General features: G+C 63.6%; 25 protein-coding genes and 1 tRNA gene. 7 read left to right on the forward strand and 19 right to left on the reverse strand.

What is annotated here, in order from left to right; genetic code table 11:
* Positions 1-16: 16 nt before the first annotated feature.
* Both QF092_RS02525 and QF092_RS02530 read left to right on the forward strand, forming a co-directional pair.
* Positions 17-1249: an RSP_2647 family RNA methyltransferase gene (locus tag QF092_RS02525; protein WP_420026489.1), complete on the forward strand. Its 1233-nt coding sequence runs from the start codon at positions 17-19 to the stop codon at positions 1247-1249.
* The gene (locus QF092_RS02530; RefSeq protein ID WP_281467327.1) at positions 1249-1806 is read left to right on the forward strand and encodes an RSP_2648 family PIN domain-containing protein; all 558 of its coding nucleotides are present in this window, start codon (positions 1249-1251) and stop codon (positions 1804-1806) included. The genes QF092_RS02525 and QF092_RS02530 overlap by 1 nt, the downstream gene beginning before the upstream one ends.
* Here the strand turns inward: QF092_RS02530 and QF092_RS02535 are convergent.
* The 7 genes from QF092_RS02535 to QF092_RS02565 form a co-directional block, all read right to left on the reverse strand.
* Positions 1785-2486 carry a M48 family metallopeptidase gene (locus QF092_RS02535; protein WP_281467329.1) on the reverse strand — a complete coding sequence of 234 codons (702 nt, stop codon included), beginning with the start codon at positions 2484-2486 and terminating at the stop codon, positions 1785-1787. The two genes, QF092_RS02530 and QF092_RS02535, sit on opposite strands and share 22 nt — an antisense overlap.
* A gap of 44 nt (positions 2487-2530) precedes the next feature.
* On the reverse strand, positions 2531-3124 hold the full coding sequence (locus tag QF092_RS02540; RefSeq protein ID WP_281467331.1) for a DedA family protein: 594 nt from the start codon (positions 3122-3124) through the stop codon (positions 2531-2533).
* On the reverse strand, positions 3121-3453 hold the full coding sequence (locus QF092_RS02545) for a hypothetical protein (protein WP_281467333.1): 333 nt from the start codon (positions 3451-3453) through the stop codon (positions 3121-3123). The genes QF092_RS02540 and QF092_RS02545 overlap by 4 nt, the downstream gene beginning before the upstream one ends.
* On the reverse strand, positions 3450-4631 hold the full coding sequence (locus tag QF092_RS02550) for a vWA domain-containing protein (RefSeq protein ID WP_281467335.1): 1182 nt from the start codon (positions 4629-4631) through the stop codon (positions 3450-3452). The genes QF092_RS02545 and QF092_RS02550 overlap by 4 nt, the downstream gene beginning before the upstream one ends.
* A gap of 11 nt (positions 4632-4642) precedes the next feature.
* A complete protein-coding gene (locus QF092_RS02555) occupies positions 4643-4810 on the reverse strand; it encodes a hypothetical protein (RefSeq protein ID WP_281467337.1) in 168 nt (55 codons plus the stop codon).
* A 40-nt stretch (positions 4811-4850) separates the two neighbouring features.
* Positions 4851-6233, reverse strand: a complete 1383-nt coding sequence (locus QF092_RS02560) for a DUF2927 domain-containing protein (protein WP_281467339.1) — start codon at positions 6231-6233, stop codon at positions 4851-4853.
* 491 nt (positions 6234-6724) lie between these two features.
* Positions 6725-7564: an AAA family ATPase gene (locus QF092_RS02565; RefSeq protein WP_281467341.1), complete on the reverse strand. Its 840-nt coding sequence runs from the start codon at positions 7562-7564 to the stop codon at positions 6725-6727.
* Between the two features lie 172 nt (positions 7565-7736).
* Here QF092_RS02565 and dksA point away from each other — a divergent pair, with 172 nt between their 5' ends.
* Together dksA and QF092_RS02575 are read left to right on the forward strand one after the other, a co-directional pair.
* Complete coding sequence (gene dksA / locus QF092_RS02570) at positions 7737-8159, forward strand: RNA polymerase-binding protein DksA (RefSeq protein WP_281469724.1); 423 nt, start codon at positions 7737-7739, stop codon at positions 8157-8159.
* 113 nt (positions 8160-8272) lie between these two features.
* Positions 8273-9454, forward strand: a complete 1182-nt coding sequence (locus QF092_RS02575) for an FAD-dependent monooxygenase (RefSeq protein ID WP_281467343.1) — start codon at positions 8273-8275, stop codon at positions 9452-9454.
* A gap of 287 nt (positions 9455-9741) precedes the next feature.
* Here QF092_RS02575 and QF092_RS02580 read toward each other — a convergent pair whose 3' ends face one another.
* The 4 genes from QF092_RS02580 to erpA all read right to left on the reverse strand — a co-directional run bounded on the left by QF092_RS02580 (position 9742) and on the right by erpA (position 12226).
* Complete coding sequence (locus QF092_RS02580) at positions 9742-10068, reverse strand: hypothetical protein (RefSeq protein ID WP_281467345.1); 327 nt, start codon at positions 10066-10068, stop codon at positions 9742-9744.
* 143 nt (positions 10069-10211) lie between these two features.
* Complete coding sequence (xth, locus tag QF092_RS02585) at positions 10212-10994, reverse strand: exodeoxyribonuclease III (protein ID WP_281467347.1); 783 nt, start codon at positions 10992-10994, stop codon at positions 10212-10214.
* Between the two features lie 94 nt (positions 10995-11088).
* Entirely contained in the window at positions 11089-11805 is a 717-nt protein-coding gene (locus QF092_RS02590; RefSeq protein WP_281467349.1) for a hypothetical protein, read from the reverse strand.
* Positions 11806-11893: 88 nt separating this feature from the next.
* Positions 11894-12226 (reverse strand): iron-sulfur cluster insertion protein ErpA, encoded by a 333-nt coding sequence (erpA, locus tag QF092_RS02595; RefSeq protein ID WP_281467351.1) that lies wholly within the window; start codon positions 12224-12226, stop codon positions 11894-11896.
* A gap of 77 nt (positions 12227-12303) precedes the next feature.
* On the opposite strand from erpA, the gene QF092_RS02600 reads away from it, so the two are divergent.
* On the forward strand, positions 12304-13476 hold the full coding sequence (locus QF092_RS02600; RefSeq protein WP_281467353.1) for a deoxyguanosinetriphosphate triphosphohydrolase: 1173 nt from the start codon (positions 12304-12306) through the stop codon (positions 13474-13476).
* On the opposite strand, the gene QF092_RS02605 is transcribed toward QF092_RS02600, so the two are convergent.
* Positions 13469-13957 carry a disulfide bond formation protein B gene (locus QF092_RS02605; protein ID WP_281467356.1) on the reverse strand — a complete coding sequence of 163 codons (489 nt, stop codon included), beginning with the start codon at positions 13955-13957 and terminating at the stop codon, positions 13469-13471. The two genes, QF092_RS02600 and QF092_RS02605, sit on opposite strands and share 8 nt — an antisense overlap.
* A 139-nt stretch (positions 13958-14096) precedes the next feature.
* Between QF092_RS02605 and QF092_RS02610 the strand changes: the two genes are divergently transcribed.
* Positions 14097-14180, forward strand: a tRNA-Leu gene (locus QF092_RS02610).
* 652 nt (positions 14181-14832) lie between these two features.
* Here the strand turns inward: QF092_RS02610 and QF092_RS02615 are convergent.
* Entirely contained in the window at positions 14833-15423 is a 591-nt protein-coding gene (locus QF092_RS02615; protein ID WP_281467358.1) for a nucleotidyltransferase family protein, read from the reverse strand.
* A 277-nt stretch (positions 15424-15700) separates the two neighbouring features.
* Positions 15701-18127 carry a GcvT family protein gene (locus QF092_RS02620; protein ID WP_281467360.1) on the reverse strand — a complete coding sequence of 809 codons (2427 nt, stop codon included), beginning with the start codon at positions 18125-18127 and terminating at the stop codon, positions 15701-15703.
* A 309-nt stretch (positions 18128-18436) separates the two neighbouring features.
* Here QF092_RS02620 and QF092_RS02625 point away from each other — a divergent pair, with 309 nt between their 5' ends.
* The gene (locus tag QF092_RS02625) at positions 18437-20428 is read left to right on the forward strand and encodes a methyl-accepting chemotaxis protein (protein WP_281467362.1); all 1992 of its coding nucleotides are present in this window, start codon (positions 18437-18439) and stop codon (positions 20426-20428) included.
* Positions 20429-20494: 66 nt separating this feature from the next.
* Here the strand turns inward: QF092_RS02625 and QF092_RS02630 are convergent, their stop codons facing one another.
* The 5 genes from QF092_RS02630 to QF092_RS02650 form a co-directional block, all read right to left on the reverse strand.
* Positions 20495-21793 carry a branched-chain amino acid ABC transporter permease gene (locus QF092_RS02630; RefSeq protein WP_281467364.1) on the reverse strand — a complete coding sequence of 433 codons (1299 nt, stop codon included), beginning with the start codon at positions 21791-21793 and terminating at the stop codon, positions 20495-20497.
* Entirely contained in the window at positions 21790-22800 is a 1011-nt protein-coding gene (locus QF092_RS02635; protein ID WP_281467366.1) for a branched-chain amino acid ABC transporter permease, read from the reverse strand. The genes QF092_RS02630 and QF092_RS02635 overlap by 4 nt, the downstream gene beginning before the upstream one ends.
* A 3-nt stretch (positions 22801-22803) precedes the next feature.
* A complete protein-coding gene (locus QF092_RS02640) occupies positions 22804-23514 on the reverse strand; it encodes an ABC transporter ATP-binding protein (protein ID WP_281467368.1) in 711 nt (236 codons plus the stop codon).
* A complete protein-coding gene (locus QF092_RS02645; RefSeq protein WP_281467369.1) occupies positions 23507-24298 on the reverse strand; it encodes an ABC transporter ATP-binding protein in 792 nt (263 codons plus the stop codon). Before QF092_RS02645 ends, QF092_RS02640 begins: the two co-directional genes overlap by 8 nt.
* 132 nt (positions 24299-24430) lie before the next feature.
* On the reverse strand, positions 24431-25612 hold the full coding sequence (locus tag QF092_RS02650; RefSeq protein ID WP_281467372.1) for an ABC transporter substrate-binding protein: 1182 nt from the start codon (positions 25610-25612) through the stop codon (positions 24431-24433).
* Positions 25613-25620 lie beyond the last annotated feature (8 nt).

The following is a 25620-nucleotide window of genomic DNA, read 5'->3' on the forward strand; positions in this document are numbered from 1 at the left end:
GGGGTAAGGGGAGGGCATGATGTCCTCCCCTTCCTCATTTCCCGAAGATGGGGCCGCTGCGCGCGGCCTTCCTGTGGTGCGGCTGAAGCCCAAGGCCGAGGCGCGGGCAATCCGCCACGGTTTCCCTTGGGTCTATGCCGATGAATTGGTGATGGATCGCCGGACGGGGAATATCCCGCCCGGCGCGCTGGCCGTGCTGGAGGATGGAGAGCGGCGGGCGCTGGGTCTGGTCACGGTGAATGTGAAATCCAAGATCGTGGCACGGATGATCGACCGCGATCCTGCGGCGGTCGTGGATGAGGCGTGGTTTGCGGCACGGCTGACCCGTGCCATGGCGCTGCGGGCGCGGCTGTTTGATGCGCCCTTCTACCGGCTGGTTCATGCCGAGGCGGATGGCCTGCCCGGTGTGGTGATCGACCGTTTCGGCGATGTGGCGGTGGTACAGCCCAATGCGGCATGGGCCGAAATGCTGCTTGATCCGCTGGTTGCGGCGCTGCGGTCCGTCACAGGGGTGACAACGGTCGTCAAGAACGGCACGGGGCGGGCGCGGGGCCTTGAGGGGTTGGCCGAGGAAACCGTGGTCCTTTGTGGTGGGGTCGATGCGCCCGTGCCGGTGCCGATGAATGGCGCGGTCTATATGGCGGATGTGACGGGGGGGCAGAAGACGGGCCTTTTCTATGACCAGCGTCCGAACCATGCCTTTGCCGCACGTCTGGCCAAAGGGGCGCGGGTGCTGGATGTGTTCACCCATGTCGGCGGCTTTGCCCTTGCAGCGCTGGCCGGAGGGGCGGAAAGCGCCGTGGCGGTGGATGCCTCGGCCCCGGCTTTGGCCTTGGCCGAGGCGGGGGCCAAGGCGTCTGGCGTGGCCGAGAGGTTCAGCACAAGGCAGGGCGATGCCTTCGCGGTGCTGGAGGCTTTGGGCAGCGAGGGCGCGCGGTTTGATCTGGTGATCTGTGACCCGCCCGCCTTTGCGCCGGCCAAGCCCGCGCTTGAGGCCGGGTTGCGAGCCTATGAACGTATTGCGCGGCTGGCATCACCTTTGGTGGCGCCGGGCGGCTATTTGGTCCTGTGTTCCTGTTCCCATGCGGCGGATCTTGCGGCTTTCCGCAATGCATCGGCGCGCGGGATCGGGCGTGGGGGGCGGCGGGCGCAGCTGCTGCATACGGGGTTCGCCGGGGCGGACCATCCGATGCTGCCGCAACTGGCGGAAAGCGGATACCTCAAGTCGCTGTTCTTCCGTCTGGATTGATGCGCGCGGTTCTGGATGCCTGCGTGCTTTACCCGCCTGTGTTGCGGGATCTGCTCTTGGGCATGGCCGAGGCGGGGCTTTACGAGCCGAAATGGTCGGAGCGCATTCTTGAGGAATGGGCGCGGGCGACGGTGAAGCTGGGACCCGGAGCCGAGATGCAGGCGCGCGGCGTGGCCGTTCTGATGCGCGAGGTGTTTCCAAGGGCGATGGTGCCGCCCGCGCCGGGGGTGGAGGCGCGGCTGGTGCTGCCCGATCCGAATGATGCGCATGTGTTGGCCGTGGCCATCGCATCGGGTGCGGATGCCATTGTCACCTTTAACGCCGCCGATTTTCCACGCCATGTGCTCGCAGCCGAAGGGGTGCAGCGGCGCGACCCTGACGGGTTTCTGTGGGAATTGTGGTCGGGCGATCCGTCCGCGGCGGGCGCGGTGATCGCCCGTGTTCACGGCCGGGCAGAAGAGATGGCCGGCACGCCCGTGTCGCTGAAGGCGCTGTTGAAACGCGCCTCCCTGCCACGATTGGCGAAAGCGGTCACTCAGGATGGCAGGGCGGGTTGAAGCCAGCGGCGTTCGTTCGCCTCGATCTGGGCGATGCGATCGGCGGATGAGGGGTGCGACAAAAGCCATGCGGGCATGTCGCCCCGGTTCGCCTTGGTCATCGCGTCAAGCTTGCGGAAGAGCGATTTCTGCGGACCCGTGCCGATGCCGGATTTCAGAAGAAGGGCGGTGGCATAGGCATCCGCCTCATATTCATCGCGTTGCGACAGGCGGGCAGCGAGGGCGGCAGAGATCAGGTTCGCGATCCAGAAGCCGATGAAGGGCAAGAAGCGGTTCAGCACGGCAGACAGAACGACAAAGACAGCGTTCTGCCCCGTGAAATCGATCATCCGGCGGCGGGTATGGCCCAATGCCACATGCCCCATCTCATGCGCGATGACGGCGGCGAGTTCTTCGGCTGTCACCTCGCCCCGGACCTTGCGGTTGAGAAAGCCGCGCGTCAGGAAGATGCGCCCGTCGGGGGCGGCGAGGCCGTTGACGGGGTCGACCTCAAACACATGGACGGGGATGGCGGGGATATCCAGCGCCTCGGCCATCCGGTCGGCAAGGCGGGTAATGGAGGGGTCAGTCAGGGGGCGCGACTGCTGATCCAGCATCTTATGCGTCCGCCAGACGGAAAAGCGATACATCATCAGCGCATAGGCGATGGCGATGAGGGTGGGGATCAAGAGCGCGGTCATGGCCTAGGATATGGGGAGGCGGCGGCAAAGGGAAAGGGGGCGCGTCAATCGCGTTCCTGTGCATTGCGCCACAGGATGCGGCCAAGGACGAGGGCGACCACGCCTGCGGCAAGGGCAGCGGCAAGGTTGCCAAGCACGGAGGCCAGTTCGCGGATATCGGCCGAGAACGTATAGCCAAGCCCGACATAGATGGAGACCCAGACGCATTCGCCTGCCACCGCCGGTAGGGTGAAGCCTGCCCAGTTGATGCGGGCAGCCCCGGCCGAGAAATTTACATAGGGGCACAGGGCCGACACGAGCCAACGCGACAGGAAGATCGCGGGCAGGCGGCGCTGTTCCAGCCATGTAACAGCCCGGTCGACAAGGGCCGCCGTGCGGCGGCGGCGACGGAGGCGGGTGATTAGGCGCGGCCCGAAGGTGCGGCCAAGCCAGTAGCCGGACTGATCGCCGAGACAGGCCCCTGCCAACGCCCCAAGCCAGAGCGGCAGGGCAGAGATATCGCCCGCCGCCGCAAAGGCCCCGGCGGCCAGCATGATGACCGAGGCCGGAATGGGCAGGGCAAGGCAGGCGAGGAAATTGGTCAGCGCCACCAGCAGTGCCCCCCATTCTGGAACAAGGGCGAGAAGGCCTTCGGTCATTCCGCGCCATCCTGCGCAGCAACCAGCGCCTGTATTTCGGCGATCAGGTCCGTCACTGGGACACCCTGTTCGCGTGCAAGGGAATAAAGCGGCTGGCGCGCATCTTCGCGGTCTGTCGTGGCCAGAAGGCGGGCAAGGTCATCGCGGTCCAACCCATAGGCGCGGGCGATGTAGCGGGGTGTCATCCAGCCCGCCACGGGTTTTTCGGCGCGATTGGCCAGAACCATGGCCATGTTGACAGCGCGGTAGGAGAAGAAGACGCAAGCCCCCAGCGCCAGCAGGAAGGCGAGCGTGAGGATCGGATTGCGCCGCCAGATGCGCCGGATCATCGGATCGCCTTGAGCCCGCGCGCGATGCCGTCCAGCGTCATAGGTACCATGCGGCCTGCAAAGATATCGCGGATCAGACGGATCGACTGGGTATAGGGCCATTGGGCTTCGGCCACCGGGTTGATCCAGAGATGGCGGGGCCAGCGGGCACAGGCGCGTTCCAGCCAGACATGGCCCGCCTCGCGGTTCCAATGTTCATTGGCGCCGCCGGGATGGGTAATTTCATAGGGCGACATGCTGGCATCGCCGACAAAGATGCAGTGCCAGTCAGGGCCGTAGGTGTTCATCAGATCCATCGTCGGGGTCTGATCATCCCAGCGGCGGCGGTTGTCGCGCCAGACGCCTTCGTAAAGGCAGTTGTGGAAGTAGAAGGGGGCGAAGTGCTTGAATTCGCTGCGGGCGGCGGAAAAGAGTTCCTCCATCACGCGGATATAGGGGTCCATCGACCCGCCGATATCCAAAAATAGGATGACCTTCACGGCATTGCGTCGTTCGGGGCGGGTCTGCACGTCGAGCCAGCCGTGATCGGCGGTGGCGCGGATCGTGGCGTCGAGGTCAAGTTCCTGTTCCGCGCCGTCGCGGGCCCAGCGGCGCAGGCGGCGGAGTGCCACCTTTATGTTGCGGGTGCCGAGTTCGACCCGGTCGTCGAGATTGCGAAACTCGCGCCGATCCCAGACCTTGACGGCGCGCTGGTGGCGGCTTTGGTCCTGCCCGATGCGCACGCCTTCCGGGTTGTAGCCATAAGCGCCGAAGGGCGAGGTGCCGGCCGTGCCCACCCACTTTGATCCGCCCTGATGGCGGCCCTTCTGTTCTTTCAGCCGCTTGCGCAGGGTTTCCATCAGTTTCTCGAACCCGCCCAAGGCTTCGATCTGGGCGCGTTCTTCGGGGGTGAGGTGCTTTTCGGCCAGCTTTTCCAACCAGTCGCGCGGCAGGTCCACGGCCTCCAGAACCTGATCAGGGGTGATCTGTTCCAAGCCGTTGAAACTGGCTGCAAAGGCGCGGTCGAAACGGTCGAGATGGCGTTCGTCCTTCACCATCGCCACGCGGGCGAGGTGGTAGAACCCATCGACATCATAGGTGACAAGGCCTGCGGCCATGCCTTCAAGGAAGGCGAGGTATTCGCGCAAAGACACGGGGATGCCTTCCTTCCGCAGCGTCTGGAAGAAGGGCAGGAACATCGCGCGCGCCTTCAGAAGACCATACGGTCAAGGAAAAGCGTGATAACCAGACCCACCAGCGAAAAAGCGATACCAAAGCCTGCGCCGTATTGCAGCAGGTCCAGCCGTTTGCCCCCGGCCTTGGCCGCCTTGCGCGCGCCGTAGATGGCCCCCAGAACAAACCCTGCGATGATGATCATGCCCCGCCCCTTGCCTTTACGGAGGGGCGGTATGCGCCCCTCAGCCGTCGCGGCCGTTGGCCGCAAGGCCCGAGATATCGGACAGCCGCGCCCGCACCTCTGCCTCTGTGCCGAAGCCATAGCGCGCCCAGCCCAGACTGTCGAGACGGGCGGAGTTCGCCTCGGCGGTGCGGCCTAGGGCATTGTTCGCTTCGGACCGGATCATCAGTAGCGTGGCAAGAAGGGCGGCGTTTTCAGCGCGGCGGACCACAGGGATGGCGCGGTCGGTGAGGGCGAGCGATTCCGCGAAACGGCCATCGGCCAACGCGAAGGCGGCAAGTTGCATGTCGACATGGGCCACGCGGACCGCGCTGTCGGGAAGCCGTTCCCAGATCGCCTGAGCGGCGCGGAAGGACCGGGTGGCGGCCCCCATGTCGCGCCCAACCTGCGCGCGGCCAAGGGCGAACCAGGAAAAGGCAAGGCGGTTGTCTTGCCAGCCCTGCGCGCGGGCGATGGAGAGCATGCGTTCGGCGGCGCGTTGCCGTGCGCCATCAGTTGACCGGGGCGAAAGGGCCGCCTCCACGGCCTCGATCCAGGCGCGAGGGGCGATGGTGGTATCGCCGCGCCCGCCGCGGCCTTGGCCCGACGGGTTCAGCCGCGCGAGGATCGCGGGAAGCCGAGCGGCGACATCCGGTGCGGACATCCCGTTCGAGAGCGCGTCATCGTAATAGGCGCGGAGGACCAGCATGTCGAAGGAGGTAAGGACGGTGTGGAAATTATCGTCGTTGAAGACGGAATCGGGCAGGCGATAAAGGTCGTTCAGGGGGCCGAGCGCCTGTGCCAATTCCTCATGCAGGCAATCGCGCACCTCTTGCGGCGAGGTGTCGGCGGGCGCGATGATCGCGGCACGGTCGCGGCGGGTGAGGGTGGCCCAGTCAGTGCTGCCATTGCCGCGCGCGGCGCGGTATTCGGCGAAAGAGCTTACCCTAGGGACAACGAAACAGGCGGCAGAGGGGACAGCGCGGCGCATCGTGGCGCGGGGCTGGAAATCGATGGTGACGCTGGCCGTTTCGCCGGGGCGGGCGGGGCGGATGTCGATCCCGGCCTCAGAGCGCAGGCGGGCCATGACGCGCGAGAGATCGGCATGGGCCGAGGGCGGCACCTGCCCGATCATGGCGACGGTGATCGGCGCCTCGAAACGGGTGAAGACGGGCAGGCTGCGCCCGCTTTCCAGCTGGAAGGCGAGGTCCATGAAATCATTTGCAATATCGGAATTTCCCCGTGCCACAGGCTGGATGGCATGGGAATTGAAGCTTTGCATGGGTGCAAGTGCGGCCCCGCTAAGAACGGGGGCGGGGGTGTTCATGGTGACCGGGGCGTCGGTGGAGGCAACACAGCCGGAAAGCACGAAGGTCAGGGCCGCGAGGGCCGAATAGATGCGCATGAGTGGCAGCTCTGCTTGCTAAGTGAACCCAAGGGCCCAAAGACCCCACCGATATTCGGGTCGGGGGAAGCGGCCCCCGCACCGTCACACCGGGATCGGCGATGCCCCCGCATCGCCGCCCCGAAACCATTCCCGTTTCGACCCTGACCTGCGCCCGGCGCGACAGCCAAACGGCCCGCGCAGCGCGGAACGGACGGCAGGTCAGGCCATTGGAGCACAGTCACGACGATCACCATTGAACACGGGAACGGATGCCCCCAATAGCATGTTAGCCAGTGTCGGTATCTGGACCCGTTGGTGTCAATTCCGGGAAAAGTCTGAGACGAAGGTCGGAACTACGGATCGTGGTGCCTCAGGTGTTAACCTACTTCATCTGTGGCGAAATTGTGGCGAGCGATCACGAATTGTTACAGAAAATCGGGCATTTGGCCCGAAAAGTTAAAGTAATGGGGCGGAAATGCGGCGGCAGAATGGCGAAATTGCCCGAATCGCTATCGTCCCGACCGGGCCATGAAGGCAAGTCTTTCAAAAAGGTGAACGTCCTGTTCGTTCTTCAACAAGGCGCCATGCAGACGGGGCAGAGCGGCCCCGCCTTCGCGGCGGAGGTCTTCGGGAGAGAGGTCTTCGGCCAAGAGAAGGCGGAGCCAATCGAGCACCTCGGACGTGCTGGGTTTCTTTTTCAGACCCGGTATCTCACGCAATTCGTAAAACTGGGTTAACGCAGTGGTCAGCAGCGCGGGTTTTATGCCGGGGAAATGCACCTCGACGATGGCGCGCATCGTGTCGAGGTCGGGAAAGCGGATGTAGTGAAAGAAACAGCGGCGCAGGAAGGCGTCGGGAAGCTCTTTTTCATTGTTCGAGGTGATGATGACCACCGGGCGATGCGTGGCGCGGATGGTTTCGCCCGTCTCGTAGACGTGGAATTCCATCCGGTCGAGTTCCTGAAGCAGGTCGTTGGGAAATTCGATATCAGCCTTGTCGATCTCATCAATCAGAAGCACCACTTTTGCAGGCGCGGAAAAGGCCTGCCAAAGCTTGCCCTTGCGGATGTAGTTCTTCACGTCATGGACGCGTTCATCGCCCAGTTGGCTGTCGCGCAGGCGGCTGACGGCGTCATATTCGTAAAGGCCCTGCTGCGCCTTGGTTGTGCTTTTCACGTGCCATTCGATCAGGGGCATCCCAAGGCTTTGGGCCACCTGACGCGCCAGTTCGGTTTTGCCCGTGCCCGGTTCGCCCTTGACCAGAAGCGGGCGTTCCAAGGTGACGGCGGCATTGACCGCGATGGTCAGGTCTTCGGTGGCGACGTAACCAGAGGTTGAGGCGAACTTCATCTTGTCTCGCTTGGGGCAAAGGAAGGGCAGGCGAGACCGTAGCCTTGCGTGCTTTCCGTCGCAACTGCTAGTGACAAGTCCCCCTTGATGGTCTAGATGCACCGCCAACAGGAGAGCGCCCATGCAAGCAGACCCCCTGTCGGCGCGATCCGACCAGACGGAGAGACGTGTTATGAAGCCCGAGGTGTTCCTTCCCGATGACTATCGTCCCGCCGAGGACGAGCCCTTCATGAATGATCGGCAGCTGGAATATTTCCGGCGCAAGCTGATCAATTGGAAGGCGGAACTGTTGTCGCAATCTGCCGAGACGATCGACAATCTTCAGGACAGCGCGCGCAACGTGCCTGATCTGGCCGACCGGGCAAGTGAAGAGACGGATCGCGCGCTGGAATTGCGGACGCGGGACCGTCAGCGCAAGCTGGTCGCCAAGATCGATGCCGCGCTGCGGCGGATCGACAATGGCGAATACGGCTATTGCGAGATGACCGGGGAGCCGATCAGCCTGAAGCGGCTGGATGCGCGCCCGATTGCCACAATGACGCTGGAAGCGCAGGAAAAGCACGAGCGTCGGGAAAAGGTTCACCGCGACGACTGATCGCGGCCCCAACGCGGGCATGCCCCCTTGTTTCGGGGGGCTGCAAGAGGGACAGTGACGCCGGGCCTTTGCGCCCGGCGTTTTCTTTTGCGCAAAGATTTCAGGGGGTTGGTATGAGCCTGATCGGGCGGCAGGTCACCGTGCTGGGCGCGGGGGTGGCAGGGCTGGCGGTGGCGCGGGCCATGGCCATGCGCGGCGCGGCGGTGACGGTTCTGGAACAGGCGGATGCGATCCGCGAGGTGGGGGCGGGGCTGCAGGTGTCGCCCAACGGGGCGGCGGTGCTGCGGGCGCTTGGCCTTGGCGCAGGGTTGGAGGCGGCGTCGGTGCGGGCGCGGGCGGTGGTTCTGAAGGATGGGCTGGACGGGGCGGCGGTCTTGCGGATGGATTTGGTGCGGCTGCGGCCTGATCAGGGCTGGCACTTCGTCCATCGCGCCGATCTGATCGCGCTGCTGCTGGAGGGCGCGCGCGAGGCGGGGGTGGAGTTGCGCCTGCTGCAAAAGGTGCAAAGCGTTGATCTGGCAGGAGAAAGGCCCGTGGCCGTGACGGCGCAAGGCGGGCGGCATGAGGCCGATCTGATGATCGGTGCGGATGGGTTGCATTCGCCGGCGCGGTTGGCGCTGACGGGGAAGGTGGCACCGTTCTTTACGCATCAGGTGGCGTGGCGGGCGGTGGTGCCGGGTGATCCTGCGGACCCGGCAGAGGTGGAGGTCCATATGGGGCCGGGGAAGCATCTGGTCAGCTATCCGCTGCGCGGGGGGGCGTGGCGCAATATCGTGGCGGTCGAGGAGCGGCGGCGCTGGGTCGAGGAGGGCTGGTCGCTGCGGGACGATCCGATGGAGCTACGTCTGGCCTTTGCGGGCTTTTCGCCCCGCGTGAAGGGATGGCTGGAGCGGGTGGAGGATGTCTGGCTTTGGGGGCTGTTCCGACATCCGGTGGCGAAGATCTGGCACAAGGCCATGCCCTTGGGATCATTGGCGATTCTTGGGGATGCGGCGCATCCGACGCTGCCCTTTCTGGCGCAGGGGGCCAATATGGCGCTGGAGGATGCGTGGAGTTTGGCGGCGGCTTTGGCAGGGCATGACGGGGACGCGGCGGCGCTGGCGGCATGGCAAGCGGCGCGAGCGCCCCGCTGTGCGCGGATCGTGGAGGCGGCCAATGCCAATGCGCGGAACTATCACCTGTCGGGGCCGAAACGGGCCGTGGGGCATGGGCTTTTGCGCCTATCGGGGATGGTTGCGCCGGGGATGGCGCTGAAGCGGTTCGATTGGCTTTACGGGCATGATGTGACGGCCTGAGGGACTGCAACCGTTGTGCCCTGTTTTGTGCCGCCTTTTGTGCCGCAAACTGTGGGCACGCAGCGGGCGGTGCGGTCAGGGCGCGTTAAGGTTAACGGACGGTGGGAGGGGCCGGCCTTTGGGCCATGGTCGTGGCGGCTTTGGGCAGCGGGTGGAGGTTCCGTGGCAAGCCCCGGACGGGGTGTGCAAGGTGGTGCCGACCGATGGTCGGTTGGGGTGCAACAGGCGAGAGGAAGGGGGGCGAGGCAGGCCGGGGCGGGGTCTGCCAAGCGCGGGGTTAGCCTGACTTATTCATAGGTGAAGGTTGCGATTTCGCAGACATTCACATCGGCCCGTTCCAGCACATCGCCATCTTCGAATTCGGCGCGGAAGTCGAACATGCAATAGCCCGTTGCGTCGTCGAAATTGATGACGACGGAGGAGCCGGAGGGAAGGATGTCATCGCCGAGGATGTCTTCCTCCCAGCTTTTCGACCCGGAGTTCGATCCATAGAAACGGACGATCGTGAAGCCTGTTTTGTTCACGATGGTCACCCGACGGTCGAGGGACAGGGCCGGGGCCGTGGTCGAAAGGGCGAGGGCTGCGGAAAGGGCGAAGGCGTAAAGCGCGCGCAAGGCAGTATCCTTTGCTTTGCAGGGGGTGAAACCTGCCGGAACGCTAGGGCTTTGCCATGCTCTCGCAAGAGGATATTCACAGGTGTAAATATGCAGGCGGCGCCTGTGTTTTGGCGGCATCACGCGGGCGTGATCGCCCGGCCTCACGCTTCCAGTTCGACCCAGACGGGGACATGGTCAGAGGGTTTTTCGCCGCCCCGGACCGCCTTGTCGATGCCTGCCTCGCGCAAGAGATCGGCGCATTGCGGGGAAAGGAGAAGATGGTCGATCCGGATGCCGTTGTTCCGGTCCCAAGCGCCTGCCTGATAATCCCAGAAGGAATAAAGGCCGGGGCGCGGGTCGCGGGCGCGGAAGGCATCGGTCAGGCCAAGGTTGACGATGCGGCGGAAGGCGGCGCGGGTTTCGGGCAGAAACAGTGCGTCGGTCAGCCATGTATCGGGTTTGGCGGCGTCTTGCGGTTCGGGGATGACGTTATAGTCACCGCAGAAAGCGAGCGGTTCTTCGGTGGCCAGCAGCGCCTTCACCCGTGCCTCCATCCGCGCCATCCAAGCGAGTTTGTAATCATATTTCGGCCCCGGCGCGGGGTTGCCATTGGGCAGGTAAAGGCCGCAGACGTGGATGGCGCGTTTGTCGCCGATCACGGTCGCCTCGATCCAGCGGGCCTGTTCGTCGCTGTCATCACCGGGCAGGCCGCGCGTCACGTCTTCCAGCGGCAGTTTCGACAAGATCGCCACGCCGTTGAAGGATTTCTGGCCGTGGGTTTCGACGCGGTATCCCATGTCTTCGAACAGCTCGCGCGGGAAGGCGTCGTCGACGGACTTTATCTCTTGCAGGCAGACGACATCGGGCGCGGCCTCGCGCAGCCATGCGGGAAGGGCGTCGATCCGGGCCTTGATGCCGTTGATGTTGAACGTGGCGAGTTTCATGGTCGTCTCCCTGTCATACCCGTTCTAGGGGCGGGACATGGGGCGCACAAGTCGCGGGATTTAGGTCGTGGTATTTGGGTCGTGGTGTTCGAAGTCAGGCCGTGGCGGCAAGCCCTGCGCGGGCGGCCGAGAGCCAAAGCATATCGAGGCGGCGCAATTCGGCGGGATCGAAACGGTCCGCCTCTTCCCAGTAGCGGCCAGAGGGGACGAGGTAGCCCAGATCATCTTCGCGCTTCATCGCCTGATCGGCGAGGCGGATATCAAAGGGCAGGGGGCGGGCATGGGCCACGCGGTCGCGGCTGAGGCGGGGGAAGATGAGGCGCGACGGCCCGAAGGAAAGGTTGACCATGGCGCAGCCTTCCATGGCGGCAAGGATCATCAGGCGGGCGGATTTCGCCTCGAGGCTTTGCAGGGTGATGTCGGCGCGCAGTGGATCGGCGGTGCCTGCGCCGTAGAAATGCGTCTGGCCTTTGGGGTAATGCATGTCGCAGCCAAGGGCTGCGATCACGCGGGGGCGCAGTGCGTGAAGCGCCCAATAGGCGGTGGTGAAGGCCATTGTGCCGCCGGCATAGACGAAACCGCCGAAGGCGTTTTGGGCGGGGACGAAATCATCCTCGGTGATGATCTTTTGCCCGTCGCCTGCAATGCCGCGCCGTTCGGCGGGGAAATCCCACGGATAGATGTGATGCGTCCAGTCGGGCCGCACGGCATGGGCGTTGTTGATGGCGACCACATGGTCGAAGGGCGCGCGGGGCCAGCTGGCGGCTTCGGTCACATTGGGGCCGGAGCCGAGCATGAGGACGCAGGTCATTGAATTCTCTCCACCATCTTGCGGGAGAGTTTAGCGCGCAGGCCGGAAAGGACGAGGGAAAGCTGCCGAAAAAATGCAGATATAGCGATCAGATCGAGAATGATGTCCCGCAGCCGCATGAAGATGTGGCATTCGGGTTCTGGATGATGAAACGCGCGCCGATCAGTTCTTCGCTATAGTCGATCACGGCGTTTTGCAGGAAGGGCAGCGAGACGGCATCGACCAGCACGCGCGCCCCATCCTTTTCAAGGATCAGGTCATCGGTGGCGGGATCGTCGAGCTTGATATCGTATTGGAAGCCCGAGCAGCCGCCGCCTTCGACGGCGACGCGCAGCGCCTTTTCCTCACCCGTCGCTTCGCAGATTTCGCGCAGGCGGGCATAGGCGCGGTCGGTGACTTTGGGCGGAAGGGCGAGGTCCATGACGAAATCCGTGGTCCTGAGGGGCTGGTTGCAATATAGGCTACGCCCAAAGGCGGAACAAGAACAGGCAGATAGAGATGCTCGCCCCCTATGCCTGCCAGCCCGACGCATCGCGCGGGCGGCTGCACCCGGAACGCATGTCATCCTTCCGGTCGCCGTTTCAGCGCGACCGGGACCGGATCATCCATTCGAGCGCCTTTCGGCGGTTAAAGCACAAGACGCAGGTCTTTGTGGAACATGAGGGTGACTATTACCGCACGCGGCTGACCCATTCGATCGAGGTGGCGCAGGTGGCGCGGACGATTTCGGGGGTCTTGGGTCTGAACACCGATCTGGCCGAGGCCATAGCCTTGGCGCATGACCTTGGGCATACCCCATTTGGCCATACGGGGGAGGATGCGCTGGGGCTGCTGATGGAACCCTATGGCGGGTTTGACCACAATGCGCAGGCCTTGCGGATCGTGACGCGGCTGGAGCGGCATTATGCCGATTTCGACGGGCTGAACCTGACTTGGGAGTCGCTGGAAGGGATTGCCAAGCACAATGGGCCGGTCATCGGCCCGAATGCCGACAAGAAGCATGAGGGGCCGCTGCCCTATGCGCTGGCCGAGGTGAATGCGGCGTGGGATCTGGAACTTGGCACGCATGCGAGCGCCGAGGCCCAGGTGGCGGCGATTGCGGATGATGTGGCCTATAGCCACCATGACCTTCATGACGGGTTGCGGTCGGGGCTGTTTTCCGAGGATGACCTGATGGACCTGCCCGTGACGGGGCCTGCCTTTGACGAGGTGGACAGGCTTTATCCGGGGTTGGAGAAGATGCGGCGGCGGCATGAGGCGCTGCGGCGCGTCTTTGGCCGGATGGTGGAGGATGTGATCGCCGTGGCGCAGAACCGATTGGCTGCGGCGCAGCCCCGGTCGGTGGAGGAGATCCGGCATATGGGCACGACAGTGATCCGCTTTTCCAAGCCGCTGTATCAGGAGCTGAAGGCGATCCGGTCCTTCCTGTTTCATCGCATGTATCGCGCGCCGTCCGTGATGGCGGAGCGGGCGAAGGTGACGCGGATCGTGAATGACCTCTTTCCGCTGTTCATGGCCCGGCCTGAATTGCTGCCTGCCGAATGGCGCGCGGATATCGAGGCGGCGCGGGATGAGGTGACGCTGGCGCGGATCGTGGCGGATTATGTGGCGGGGATGACGGATCGCTTCGCCATTCAGGAACATGCGCGCCTGATGGGCGGCGTTACCTGACCGTCCGGCGGAAGGACGCGACCCAGAGGAGGGCGAGGCAGACCGACAGGATCACGTTCCAGCCGGCCATGGAGATGCCGAAAAGCTGCCACGCGATTTCGTCGCAGCGGACGACGGCGCCCACATCAACATCGGGGTTCAAAAGATCTGCGGCGGAGATGCCGGAGATGGAACCTGCGGTGCAGGAGGCCAACCCCTCCCACCATTTCTGTTCAACGCCAACGTGAAAAGCGCCGATCCCGGCCGTGGTCAAGGCGGCAAGGGCACCGAGCAGGGGTAGAAGCCGGGCGACCGGCCCGCGCGTGACGATCAGAGCCATAAGCCCGATCAAGACCGCCGCTGCATGGGGCCAGCGTTGCCAGAGGCAAAGCTGGCAGGGCGCAAGGCCGCCCAGATATTGAAAGCCGAAGGCTGCGGCCAGCACGGCGAAGGACCCGCCGGCGGCAAGAAGGATCGTAAAGGCGCGGGTGTCGGTGATCATGCCTCTTATGAACAGGAGCGGGGAACGAAACGCAAGCCTGCGCCCCGTTTCGTGAACGCTGCCTTTGCCGCGAGAGGGGCCGTTTTGCGCGCATGGCGTTGACGGGGACGGGCCAAGCGGCTAGACCCCCGATCAGGTGGCCCGAGTGGCGGAATGGTAGACGCAGCGGATTCAAAATCCGTCGCCGCAAGGCATGTCGGTTCGAGTCCGACCTTGGGCACCACCGTATAATCCTCCCCATATTCTGAACGCATAGCAGGCCTTGCAGGGCGCTTGGCTTGCCAGGTTTGCCTGCCGTGATCCGTTGGTGAGATCTGGCACCGCGATCTGGTGGTGGGCGGGGCATGCCGATGGGCGACTTTCTGCCAAAGCCTCGGCGATTCGCCGCTTGCTGCGGTTCGGGCGGGGCTGTCGGGTGCCGAGTCGCAACGGGCCGGGTGCGGGTGAGTCTGACGGGAACCGACTGAAAGGACGGCAATATTGTGACGAAAGGATGTCTTTTTTGTAACTTTCTGGCGGGACTCTTAACTTAGGTTAATTTCCGCCTATTGGAACTCCACTATTCGTATCCCAATGGTTTTCGGATTTTAAGCGTCGCCATAAATTGAGCCGCAAAAAATCCACGCCAGCCAGCTGATCATGGCTTCAGACCAAGGTCTGAAAGATTTTCAGACCTAGGTCTTAAAAAGTCTGATCATGAATAAATGTTTTCTTTCCGGTGCCTGTGCGACAAATTGTTCGGTGGCGCGCCAGTCTTGGGCCGCGCTGCGGGCCTAGGTCCAAAATTACCTATTTGCAGGGCAAGGTGTGTGGCCGACCTTAGGTCTGCCAAAGGAAGATCGGTGGGCAACGGGCGACAGGCGGGGCGGCAGAACTTATTTTCTGGCGGCACGCCAAGCGGCCCAGTCTTCGGGCGTGTCAAGATCGGCGGTGGCATGAAGATCGGGCAAGGGGATCAGGCGGAGCCGCGCGCGGTGCCGCACAAGGACGCTGCGCGCGCCTTCGTCGCCCCGCAGCGTCATCAGATCATCGCGTAGATCGGGGGGAAAGCAGACGGGATGGCCGGGGGTGCCGTCGGCGGCGGCACCGCGCAGGATGGCCTCGGGTTCGGCACGCCAGTGATCGCAGAGGGTGGCAAGATCGGCGGCGGTGATGTCCGGCAGATCGGCCAGAAGCAGCATGCAGCCTGCCTCAGGCGGCAGGGCGGCAAGGCCCGCCTTCAGGCTTTCGGCCATGCCAAGGCTTGGATCGGGCACGATGACAAGGTGGACGGCAAGCCCGTCCAGTGCGGCTTGGCGGGCGGGGCGGTCCGGGGGCAGGGCCACATGCACGGGCAAGCCGGTCGACAAGGCGGCGCGGGCGATACGGGTAAGCTGCGCGACCCCGTCCACCTGTTCAAGAAGCTTGTCCCCCCCTCGCATGCGCGATGAGGCCCCAGCTGCCAGAAGAAGGATATGCGCGTTCATGGCGCGACGTTCCCAAGCCGCGGCGCGGGCGTCAAGCGCGCATCATGCGGCGCGGCGTGCCGCCGCAAGCCTTTGCTCTCGCCTCCCGCGCGTTCCGCGCGTCCGGCTCGGTGTTTTTTGAGTATTTGGGCCAAGATGAAGCCATGCCCCTTCATCTTGGGAAAAATACTCCGGGTGGGTCCGGGAGGGCAGGGCCCTCCCGGGGGTGCCGCTTGGCGCGCGGTTCGATCAGGACGTGGTGGGGAGGGTCCGGGAGGGCGGGGCCCTCCCGGCGGTGTCAGCCGCGCATGCGGGTGCCATCCCCGTCCCAGAGGGGCGCGAGATGGACAGTGGCCTTGCGACGTTCGCCAAGGATTTCAATCTCGCACGCCAGCCCATCGGTCACGCGGTCGGCCGGCAGGAAGCCCATGGCGACGGATTTGCCGGTCCAGTGGCTGAACCCGCCAGAGGTGCAGAAGCCCACCACCGCGCCATCCAGCCAGATCGGTTCCCACGCCACGACATCGGTATCTGCGGCATCGACGACAAAGCTGACCAGCCGCCGCTTGGGCCCGGCGGCCTTTTCGGCCGTGGCAGCTGCCTTGCCGATCCAGTCGGCATCCTTGTTCCAGCGGATGAAGCGATCGAGGCCCGTTTCGCAAGGCGTGTAGTCGGGGCTGAATTCGCGGCCCCAGGACCCGAACCATTTGTCCAGACGAAGGGACATCATGGCGCGCATGCCGAAGGGGCGCAGGCCCAGATCCTTGCCCGCCTCGGACAGCACATCCCAGAGGTGGCGGACGGACATGTGATCGGTAAAGATCTCAAAGCCCAGATCGCCCGTGTAGCTGACGCGCTGGACGATGCAATTCGCCATGCCAACCGTCATCCGTTTTACGTCCATGAACTTGAAGGACTCGGCGCTGACATCGGATCGGGTCACGCGCGACAGCAACTCGCGCGCTTTTGGCCCCGCGATCTGGAAGCCGGAGCGGGCGTCGGAGATGTTTTCCACCCGCACGCCCTCCATCATGTTCTGTTCGAACCAGCGCGAATGCCAGCCTTGCGCGCCGTAGGAGGCGGTGAGTTGGAATTCGGTTTCCGACAGGCAGGAGACGGTGAAATCGCCGATGATCTTGCCGGACTGGGCCAGCATGGGTGTCAGCGAGAGGCGGCCCGGTTTGGGGATCAGGCCCGCCATGATGCGGTCAAGCCAAGCCCGCGCATTGGGGCCGGTGACGCGATACTTTCCGAAATTCTGCACCTCGTTGATGCCCACGCCTTCGCGGACGGCCATCACTTCTTGCCGAGTCGCTTCCCATGCGTTGGAGCGGCGGAAGGTCGGCTGTTCATAGCGGGGTTCGCCCGGGAGCGCGTGGTAGTTTACCACTTCCAGCCCATATTGCTGGCCCCAGACGGCGTTCATGCCATCGAACACCTCATACATGGGTGTGGTGCGGAAGGGGCGGGCGGCGGGGCGTTCCTCGTTCGGGTAGCTGACCGAGAAGCGCATCTGGTAGTTTTCGATGACCTTCGGCACGGTATAGCCGGGCGATGTCCAATTGCCGAAACGCGCGACGTCAAAGCCGCGGGGGTCACGCTCCACCTCGCCGTGGATCATCCATTGCGCCAGCGCAAGGCCCATGCCGCCGCCTTGGCTGAAGCCCGCCATCACGGCGCAGGCCGACCAGTAATTACGCAGGCCCGGCACGGGGCCGATCAGCGGGTTGCCATCGGGGGCAAAGGTGAAGGGGCCGTGGATCACGCGCTTCACCCCGGACCGTTCAAGGACGGGGAAGCGGCGATAGGCGAAGTTCACCGAGTCTTCGATCTTGTCGAATTGTTCGTTCAGAAGTTCGTGGCCGAAATCCCAAGGCGTGCCATCGACGGACCACGGCTCGCAGGGTTTTTCGTAAAAGCCGATGCAGAGGCCGCGGCCTTCCTGCCGCAGATAGCTTTCCCCGCCGGGGTCCATCACATGGGGGAATTCGCGGCCCGATTTCAGGATGTCCATGATTTCGGGGATGTCGTCGGTCACCAGATACTGATGCGCCATCGGCAGGAGCGGGAGGTAGACGCCCGCCATCGCCCCGATTTCGCGCGCCCAGAGGCCACCTGCATTGACCAGATGTTCGGCGATGATGGTGCCCTTTTCGGTCACCACTTCCCATGATCCGTCTGGGCGGGGATTGGTTTCCAGCACGCGGTTGTGCAGCACGATCTCGGCCCCGCCCATCCGGGCCGCCTTGGCATAGGCATGGGTCGTGCCGGAGGGGTCAAGGTGGCCATCAAGCGGGTCGTAAAGCGCGCCGATGATGCCTTCGAGGTTGACCATGCCATCGGTCAGCTTGTTGATTTCCTCAGGCCCCAGGATTTCGGTGTCCAGCCCCATGTAGCGATGCTTGGCCCGTTCGGCCTTGAGCATTTCGAAGCGGGCCTGATTGTCGGCCAGCGTGATGCCGCCCACATGGTGCAGGCCGCAGGACATGCCGGTGATCGCCTCCAGTTCCTTGTAGAGGCGGATCGTATAGCCCTGAAGCGCCGCCATGTTGGTGTCGCCGTTTAGCGTGTGAAAGCCGCCCGCCGCGTGCCATGTCGACCCGGAGGTCAGTTCAGAGCGTTCGACGAGCATCACGTCGCTCCAGCCGAGCTTGGTCAGGTGATAGAGGACCGAGCAGCCGACGACACCGCCGCCGATGACGAGAACGCGGGTATGGGTTTTCATGGAAGGGAACTCCGTAGCAGGACTGGTCGGCAGATTGGCCGGAAGGGGTGGGTTTTGGCATGTTGTTCTGCGACATGATTGTGTCGCAAATATTGGCTGACTTGCCATCCCTTTTTGATTGCCCGAAATATGGGCAGACTTTTGGAGCCAAACCTATCCTTGCGTGCTAGATGCAGCCGTTCGGCTAAAGCCTTGCAATCGGTTGCCGTCTTTCTGGCTGTCGGGTTCTGTGCCCGCTGTTTGTGGATGGATAGGATGCGGTTTAGGTGGAAAGTGACGTTGGCCCTTCTTATTGCGGGCCTTTTGCCGATGGCTGCGGTTATGAAGATCGAGATCGATCGACTTTCAGCCTTCTCTGAACAGACGGCACGCGAAGAGATCCAGACGGTCGCGGAATTGCGCGGTGCGGCGGTGGAGCGGTATTTCGCGGGCTTGGTCGATCTTGCGCTTGGTCTGGCAGAACTGCCGCAGACCGCGACGGTCCTTAGTGATCTGGACAAGGCGGCGGACGACCTTGGGGCAAGCGGTGCGGTGGTGCCCGATATGGCTGCGCTGACGGCGCGCTATGTCCATCAGATGGAAAACACCCCCGGCGCGGGCGCCGAGGATATGGCGCGCTGGATGGCGGGTCTGGACCCGATGGGACAGGCTTTGCAGCATCTTTATATCGGGAAGAACCGTGCCAAGGTCGGGCACAAGCAGATGCTGGACGATGCGCGCGATGGCAGCCGCTATTCGCAGCTGCATGCGCAATTGCACCCGGTCTATCGCAGTTTCATGGAACGGCACGGGTTCTATGACATCCTGATCGCGGAACCGCATCAGGGGCGGGTGATCTATTCGGTCTACAAGGAGGTGGATTTCGCCACCTCGCTGACCACCGGACCTTATTCTGACACGGCCTTGGGGCGGGCGGTGCAAAAGGTGATCAAGTCGGAGGGGGCAGAGCCTTACCTCCTGACCGATTTCGAACCCTATGCGCCCTCGTACAACAGCAAGGCCTTTTTCCTTGTGGTTCCCGTCAAGGAAAAGCGCAGTCTGATTGGGGTGATGATCTTCCAGCTTCCCATCGATTTCGGGGCGGGTATCCTGACGCCGAGCGAGCATGAACATCAAACGATGGATGCCTTTATCGTGGGGCCGGATCGGATTTTGCGGTCTCAACCCCGCTTTTCCGAGACGTTTGATCTGAGCGCAGAGGTGCCCGGAGAGATCGTTGCGGCCGCAGCGCGGGGCGAAAGGGCCAGCGTTGCCGCGCCGGATCATCGGGGCGAAGATGTGATCGCTGCCTATCGCCCACTGGACGTTCCGGGGTTGAGCTGGTCGCTTATTGCAGAGGTGGAGCGGTCCGAAGTCATGCTGGTGGCCATCGCGGCGAAGGCTTCGGCGCTTCGTACGGCGGGGATCGTGGCGGGGGTTGTGATCCTGTTCGGCTTGATCCTTTCGGCCTGGCTTTTGCGTCCGATCAAGGCACTTGGCGCGGAATTGCAGGGGCAAGCGGCGGGGGTGATCGACTCGCTGCGCGAGGCGGCGGTGCAGGCGCGGGGCGCTGCGGAAACCATGGCCTCGACCGCCGAGGAAACCAGCCGACAGACGCATGAGGTGAAGGCTGGCGCGGATATGACGGCAAGCGATGTGGCCAGCGTCGCCTCGGCGGTAGAGCAGTTGTCGTCGTCGATCGGCGAGGTGGTGGGCGGCATCCGTCAGACCACCGATCTGGCAGGCAGCGCCGCGATGCAGGCCGAGGATGCGGCGCGGCTTTTGGCAGAGTTGGAGCAAGTGGCGGGCCGGATCACCGGTATCGTCACGCTGATCAACGATGTGGCGAACCGCACGAACCTTCTGGCGCTGAATGCGGCGGTGGAGGCAAGCCATGCCGGGGCGGCGGGGCGCGGCTTTGCCGTGGTTGCGTCGGAAATCCGCAAACTTGCCGCGCAGACGACGGAATCGACCGAACAGATTTCGGGAGAGGTGAAGTCCGTCCTGTCGGCGGTGCGCCGCAATGCCGACGCGATCCGCAGCATCACCGTGTCGATCGGGCAGGTGAACGATCAGGCGCGGGGCATCTCGGCCTCGGCCAGCCAGCAGGGCGTTGTGACGCAAGAGATTGCAGAACGCATGGCCCAGACGGCGGGGCGTGTGGCGCAATCGAACGACAACCTGTCCGAGGTCCAATCGGCATCTGAAAATGCCAATCGCGCGGCGGGGGATGTGCTGGGCGGGGTGCTGTCGGTGGAACGCGCGGCCGAAGCGATGGATGCGGCCTTGGGAGGGTTCCTGTTGCGGGTCAAGACGATCTGACCCGCCTATGGTTTGATGAGTGCGGGGCGGCCCTTGGGCCGCCCCTTTTTCATTTCCGCTATGGGATCACTTCTCGGGGATCAGGCCGCGCGGGCTGAACCGCAGCACCAAAAGCAGGATCACCCCCATCGTCAGAAGGCGCATGTGCTGCGCGCTGTCGATCAGATGCGCCTTTAGCGGCCCCTCGGACAGGCCCGCCACGATACCGCCCATCACAAGCGGGCCAAGGCTTTCCACGATCAACCAAAGCCAGCCGATCAGAAGCCCGCCCAGAACCGCGCCCCAGTTGTTGCCCGACCCGCCCACAATCACCATCACCCAAACAAGGAAGGTAAAGCGCAGGGGGTTGTATTCGCCGGGGGTCAACTGCCCGTTCATCGAGGTATACATCGCCCCGGCGATCCCAACGACGGCAGAGCCAAGGATGAAGACCTGCAGGTGACGCTTGGTCACGTCTTTGCCCATGGCTGCGGCAGACACTTCATTGTCGCGGATGGCGCGCATCATGCGGCCCCACGGGCTGTTCAGTGCGCGTTCCGACAGCCAGATCACTGCCAGCAGCACAAGCACGAAGAGCCCGGCATAAAGCAGCTTGACCACGATGGAGGAGGCGGTGGTCGCCTCGAACCCCCAGCGGATCGCCCAATCGGTGAAGGCGGGGGTTTGTTGAAGGTTGATCTCATAGGGCACGGGCCAGGGGCGGGGCAGATCGATGATGTTCTTTACGCCACGAGCAAGCCAGTCTTCGTTCTTCATCACCGCAATGATGATTTCGGCGATGCCAAGGGTGGCGATGGCCAGATAGTCCGACCGCAGGCCCAGTGCGACCTTGCCGATGACCCATGCGGCTGCAGCGGCCAGAAGACCGCCCACCGGCCATGACAGGGTGGGGTTCAGCCCCAAGCCGCCGATATTGCCGGCGGTGGCGGGGTTGAACGCCTCAACCGCTGTAACCGCGGGGTCGAAGACCGAACGGTAGAGGATGAAGCCCAGCACGCAGATGGCCAGCGTGACCAGCATCCGCATCCGCCCCTTGGGCAGGCGGTTCCATGCAAAGATCGCCGCCGCGATGGAGGCCGCGCCAAGGAACAGGCCCAGAAGGATGCCCGGACCGCCCGCGCCCCAGCCTTCGGCCACGGGGCGGGCCGAGACGAGGACAACCGCCAAACCGCCCAGCGCCGTAAAGCCCATGATCCCGGTGTTGAAGAGACCGGCATAGCCCCATTGGATATTCACCCCCAAGGCCATGATCGCCGAGATCAGCGACAGGTTCAGGATCGACAGGGCAAGGTTCCAGCTTTGCAGCATGCCCGTCAGGACGAAAAGCAGGCCGACGCCCGCGAAAAGCGCAAGGTTCCGGCTCATACCGATTTCCCCTTGAACAGGCCCGTGGGCATGAAGATCAGCACAATGATCAGGATCGCGAAGCTGACGGCGAATTTGTAATCCGTCCCCATCAGTTGCAGCAGACCGTCAGGCGCCATGCTTTCAGGCACAACATAGGTTACGACCTTTTTCCAAGCATAGGTCACCATCACCTCGGAAAAGGCGATGACAAAGCCGCCCGCGATGGCCCCCAGTGGCGAGCCAAGGCCCCCCACGATGGCCGCCGCGAAGATGGGCAGGAGAAGCTGGAAATAGACGAAGGGCTTGAAGCTCTTGTCCAGCCCGTAGAGAACCCCCGCCACGGTGGCGAGTGCCGCGGCGATGATCCATGTCACCTGCACCACCCGGTCGGGGTTGATGCCCGAGAGCAGTGCCAGATCCTCGTTATCCGAAAAGGCGCGCATGGATTTGCCCGTGCGCGTCCTGTTCAGGAACCAAAAGAGCGCGGCCATGACGGCAAAAGCGGTGACGACGGTCACGGCCTGTGTGGTCTTGATGGCCAGACCTTCGGCCAGCCCCGTCATTTCCTTGAAATCGCCCGCCGAGATGAGGAAGCGCGTGCCATCGGCGAAGTTCTGGTCATCGACGCCGATGATCAGACGCACGACGCCGTTCATCACGAACATCACGCCAAGCGACACCATGACAAGGATCACCGGCGCGGCCTTTTGCTTGCGGTAGAAGCGGTAGATGGCGCGGTCGGTGCCAAGGGCGAAGGCGGCGGTCACCGCGATGCCGATTGGCAGGGCCAGCAGGGCGGTCGGTAAGGGGCCGAAGCTGACACCGATGGATTGCAGCCACCAAGTGACGAGGATCGTGACCATCGTGCCGAAGGCCATGGTGTCGCCATGCGCGAAATTGGAAAAGCGCAGGATGCCGTAGATCAGCGTCACCCCCAGTGCGCCCAGCGCAAGCTGCGCGCCATAGGCAAGGGCAGGGACAAAGACGAAGTTGAGAAAGGCCACAAGGGCGTTGAGGATATCCATGACCTAGCCCCCGAGGAAGGAACGACGGACCTCCGGATCGGCAAGCAGCGCCTTTCCGGTGTCGGTGTAGCGGTTCGCGCCCTGCACGAGGACATAGCCCTTATCGGCAATCGCAAGCGCCTGCCGGGCATTCTGTTCCACCATCAGGATGGAAATGCCGGTGCGCGCCACTTCGATGATGCGGTCGAAAAGTTCGTCCATCACGATGGGGCTGACGCCTGCGGTGGGTTCGTCGAGCATCAGGACCTTGGGCTGGGTCATCAGCGCGCGGCCCACGGCGACCTGCTGGCGCTGGCCGCCCGACAATTCCCCGGCAGGCTGAAGCCGTTTCTGTTTAAGGATCGGGAACAGGTCATAGACCTGCGCCATCGTATCCTTGAAATCGTCACGGCGGATGAAGGCCCCCATTTCAAGGTTTTCCTCCACCGTCATGGAGGTAAAGATGTTGTGGGTCTGCGGCACGAAGCCCATCCCCTTGGCCACGCGGGCCTGCGGGCTGAGGGCGGTGATGTCTTCGCCATCCAGCTTTACATGGCCTGCGCGCAGTTTGAGCATGCCGAAGACGGCCTTCATGGCGGTGGATTTGCCCGCGCCATTGGGGCCGACGATCACGGCGATCTGGCCTTTTTCGACGGCAATGGTGCAGGCGTGCAGGATATCCGCGCCGCCATAGCCGCCGGTCATCGCCTCGCCGATCAGATAGGGGTCAGCCATGGGCGGCTTCCTCCTTCATCTTGTTCTTCAGGCCGGTGCCGAGATAGGCCTCGATCACCCGTTCGTCATTCTTCACCTGATCCACCGTGCCTTGGGCCAGCACCTTGCCCTCGGCCATGCAGATGACCGGGTTGCAGAGGCGACCGATGAAATCCATGTCGTGCTCGATCACGCAGAAGGTGTAGCCGCGTTCCTTGTTCAGCCGGACGATGGCATCGCCGATCGTGTTCAGAAGCGTGCGGTTCACGCCTGCGCCGACCTCGTCCAGAAAGACGATCTTGGCGTCGACCATCATGGTGCGGCCCAGCTCCAGAAGCTTTTTCTGGCCGCCCGAGATTTGGCTGGCCTTCTGGTCGGCCAGATGGCTGATCGTGAGAAAATCCAGCACCTCAAGCGCCTTTTGCCGGATCGCGGCCTCTTCTTCGGCCACGGCGCCGCGATTGAACCATGCGTTCCACAGCGTTTCGCCCTTTTGCCGGGCGGGCACCATCATCAGGTTTTCCAGACAGGTCATGGACCCGAATTCATGGGCAATCTGAAAGGTGCGCAAAAGGCCCTTGTGAAACAGCTCGTGCGGCGGCAGGCCGGTGATGTCTTCGCCATCCATCAGCACCCGGCCCGAGGTGGGCGGCAGGCGACCGGCGATCACGTTGAACAACGTGGTCTTGCCCGCGCCATTCGGGCCAATCAGCCCGGTGATGGACCCGGTCTTGATCTCCAGCGAGGCACCATCGACGGCATGGAAGCCGCCGAAATGCCTGTGCAGGTTCTCGACAACGATCATGTGGTGTTCCCCTGTGCCCCGTCATGGCCGCACGCCGTTTGTCCGACGCCGCTGCGGGGCTTTTGTCTATGGCAACGGCCCGGGACGATGCCCGGGCCGCGCCTGATGCCTTAGCTCATGCCAAGCGGCAGATCAACGGAAGCCGACCGTTTCGATCTTGCCGTCCTTGATCTCGTACTGGCGGTAGTTCCCGGCGGATTCGCCCGGCCCGATCAGTTCCACCGCGGTCGCGCCGACATAGTCGATGTCGGTGCCAGCGGCGATCAGTTCCAGCGCCTTGCCCAATTCGCCCGGCTGGATCGGTTCGCCCGGCGCGTTGGCCAGATCCAGAACCTTGCCGGCCCAATCCTTGGAATTGGTGGAACCCGAGGCAGCCATCGCCATCATGATCAGGGCGGCGGCGTCATAGGATTCCGGCGAGAAGGCCGAGGTCCCGTCAAAGCCCGCAGCAGCGGCCATTTCCTGGAACTTGGCAGCGCCTTCCGAGTCGGTGCCGGGGACGGCGCCGAAAGAGCCGTTCAGCGGTTCGCCGATGGCTTCGATCAGGCTTTCGCCATACATCCCGTCGACAAGGTAGAAGGTCGAGAAGGCACCCGAATCGAGCGAGGCCTGGATCACGCCCTTGCCGCCCTGATCGACATAGCCCGCCACGACCAGCATTTCGCCACCAGCAGCAGCCAGCGAGGCGACTTCGGCCGAATAGTCGGCCTTGCCGTCTTCATGCGGGGTGGAGATGGTCACAGCGCCGCCCTTGGCACCGAAGGCGGCCGCGAAGCTGTCGGCCAGACCCTTGCCGTAGTCGTTGTTGGTGTAGGTCAGCGCGACGGACTTGATGCCCTTTTCGGTCAGGATGTCGGCCATGATTTCACCCTGACGCGCGTCCGAGGGCGCGGTGCGGAAGAACAGGCCATCATCTTCGGCGGTCGAGAGCGCAGGCGAGGTGGCCGAGGGCGAGATCATGCCGATCCCGTTCGGACGCGCCACGTTCTGGAGAACCGCACCGGTCACGCCAGAGCAGTCGGCGCCCATGATGGCGGTCACGCCATCGGCGGTCACAAGGCGTTCGGCGGCAGCGGTCGCCGCAGCGGCATCGACGCAGGTCGAGTCGCCGCGCACACCGGCAACGGTGCCGAGCGCGAATTTGCCCGAGTCATTCACTTCCTTGATCGCAAGCTCAGCGCCCGAGCCCATGGCCGGGGTGATGGATTCCAGCGGGCCGGTGAAGCCGAGCAGAATCCCGATCTTGACGTCCTCGGCCATGGCGGCACCGGCGAAAAGCGCGGTGGCGGTCGAGGCGAGCAGCAGTTTCTTCATTGGGTAAC

This window comes from Fuscovulum ytuae, from assembly GCF_029953595.1.
In the GTDB taxonomy this organism is placed as follows: domain Bacteria; phylum Pseudomonadota; class Alphaproteobacteria; order Rhodobacterales; family Rhodobacteraceae; genus Paragemmobacter; species Paragemmobacter ytuae.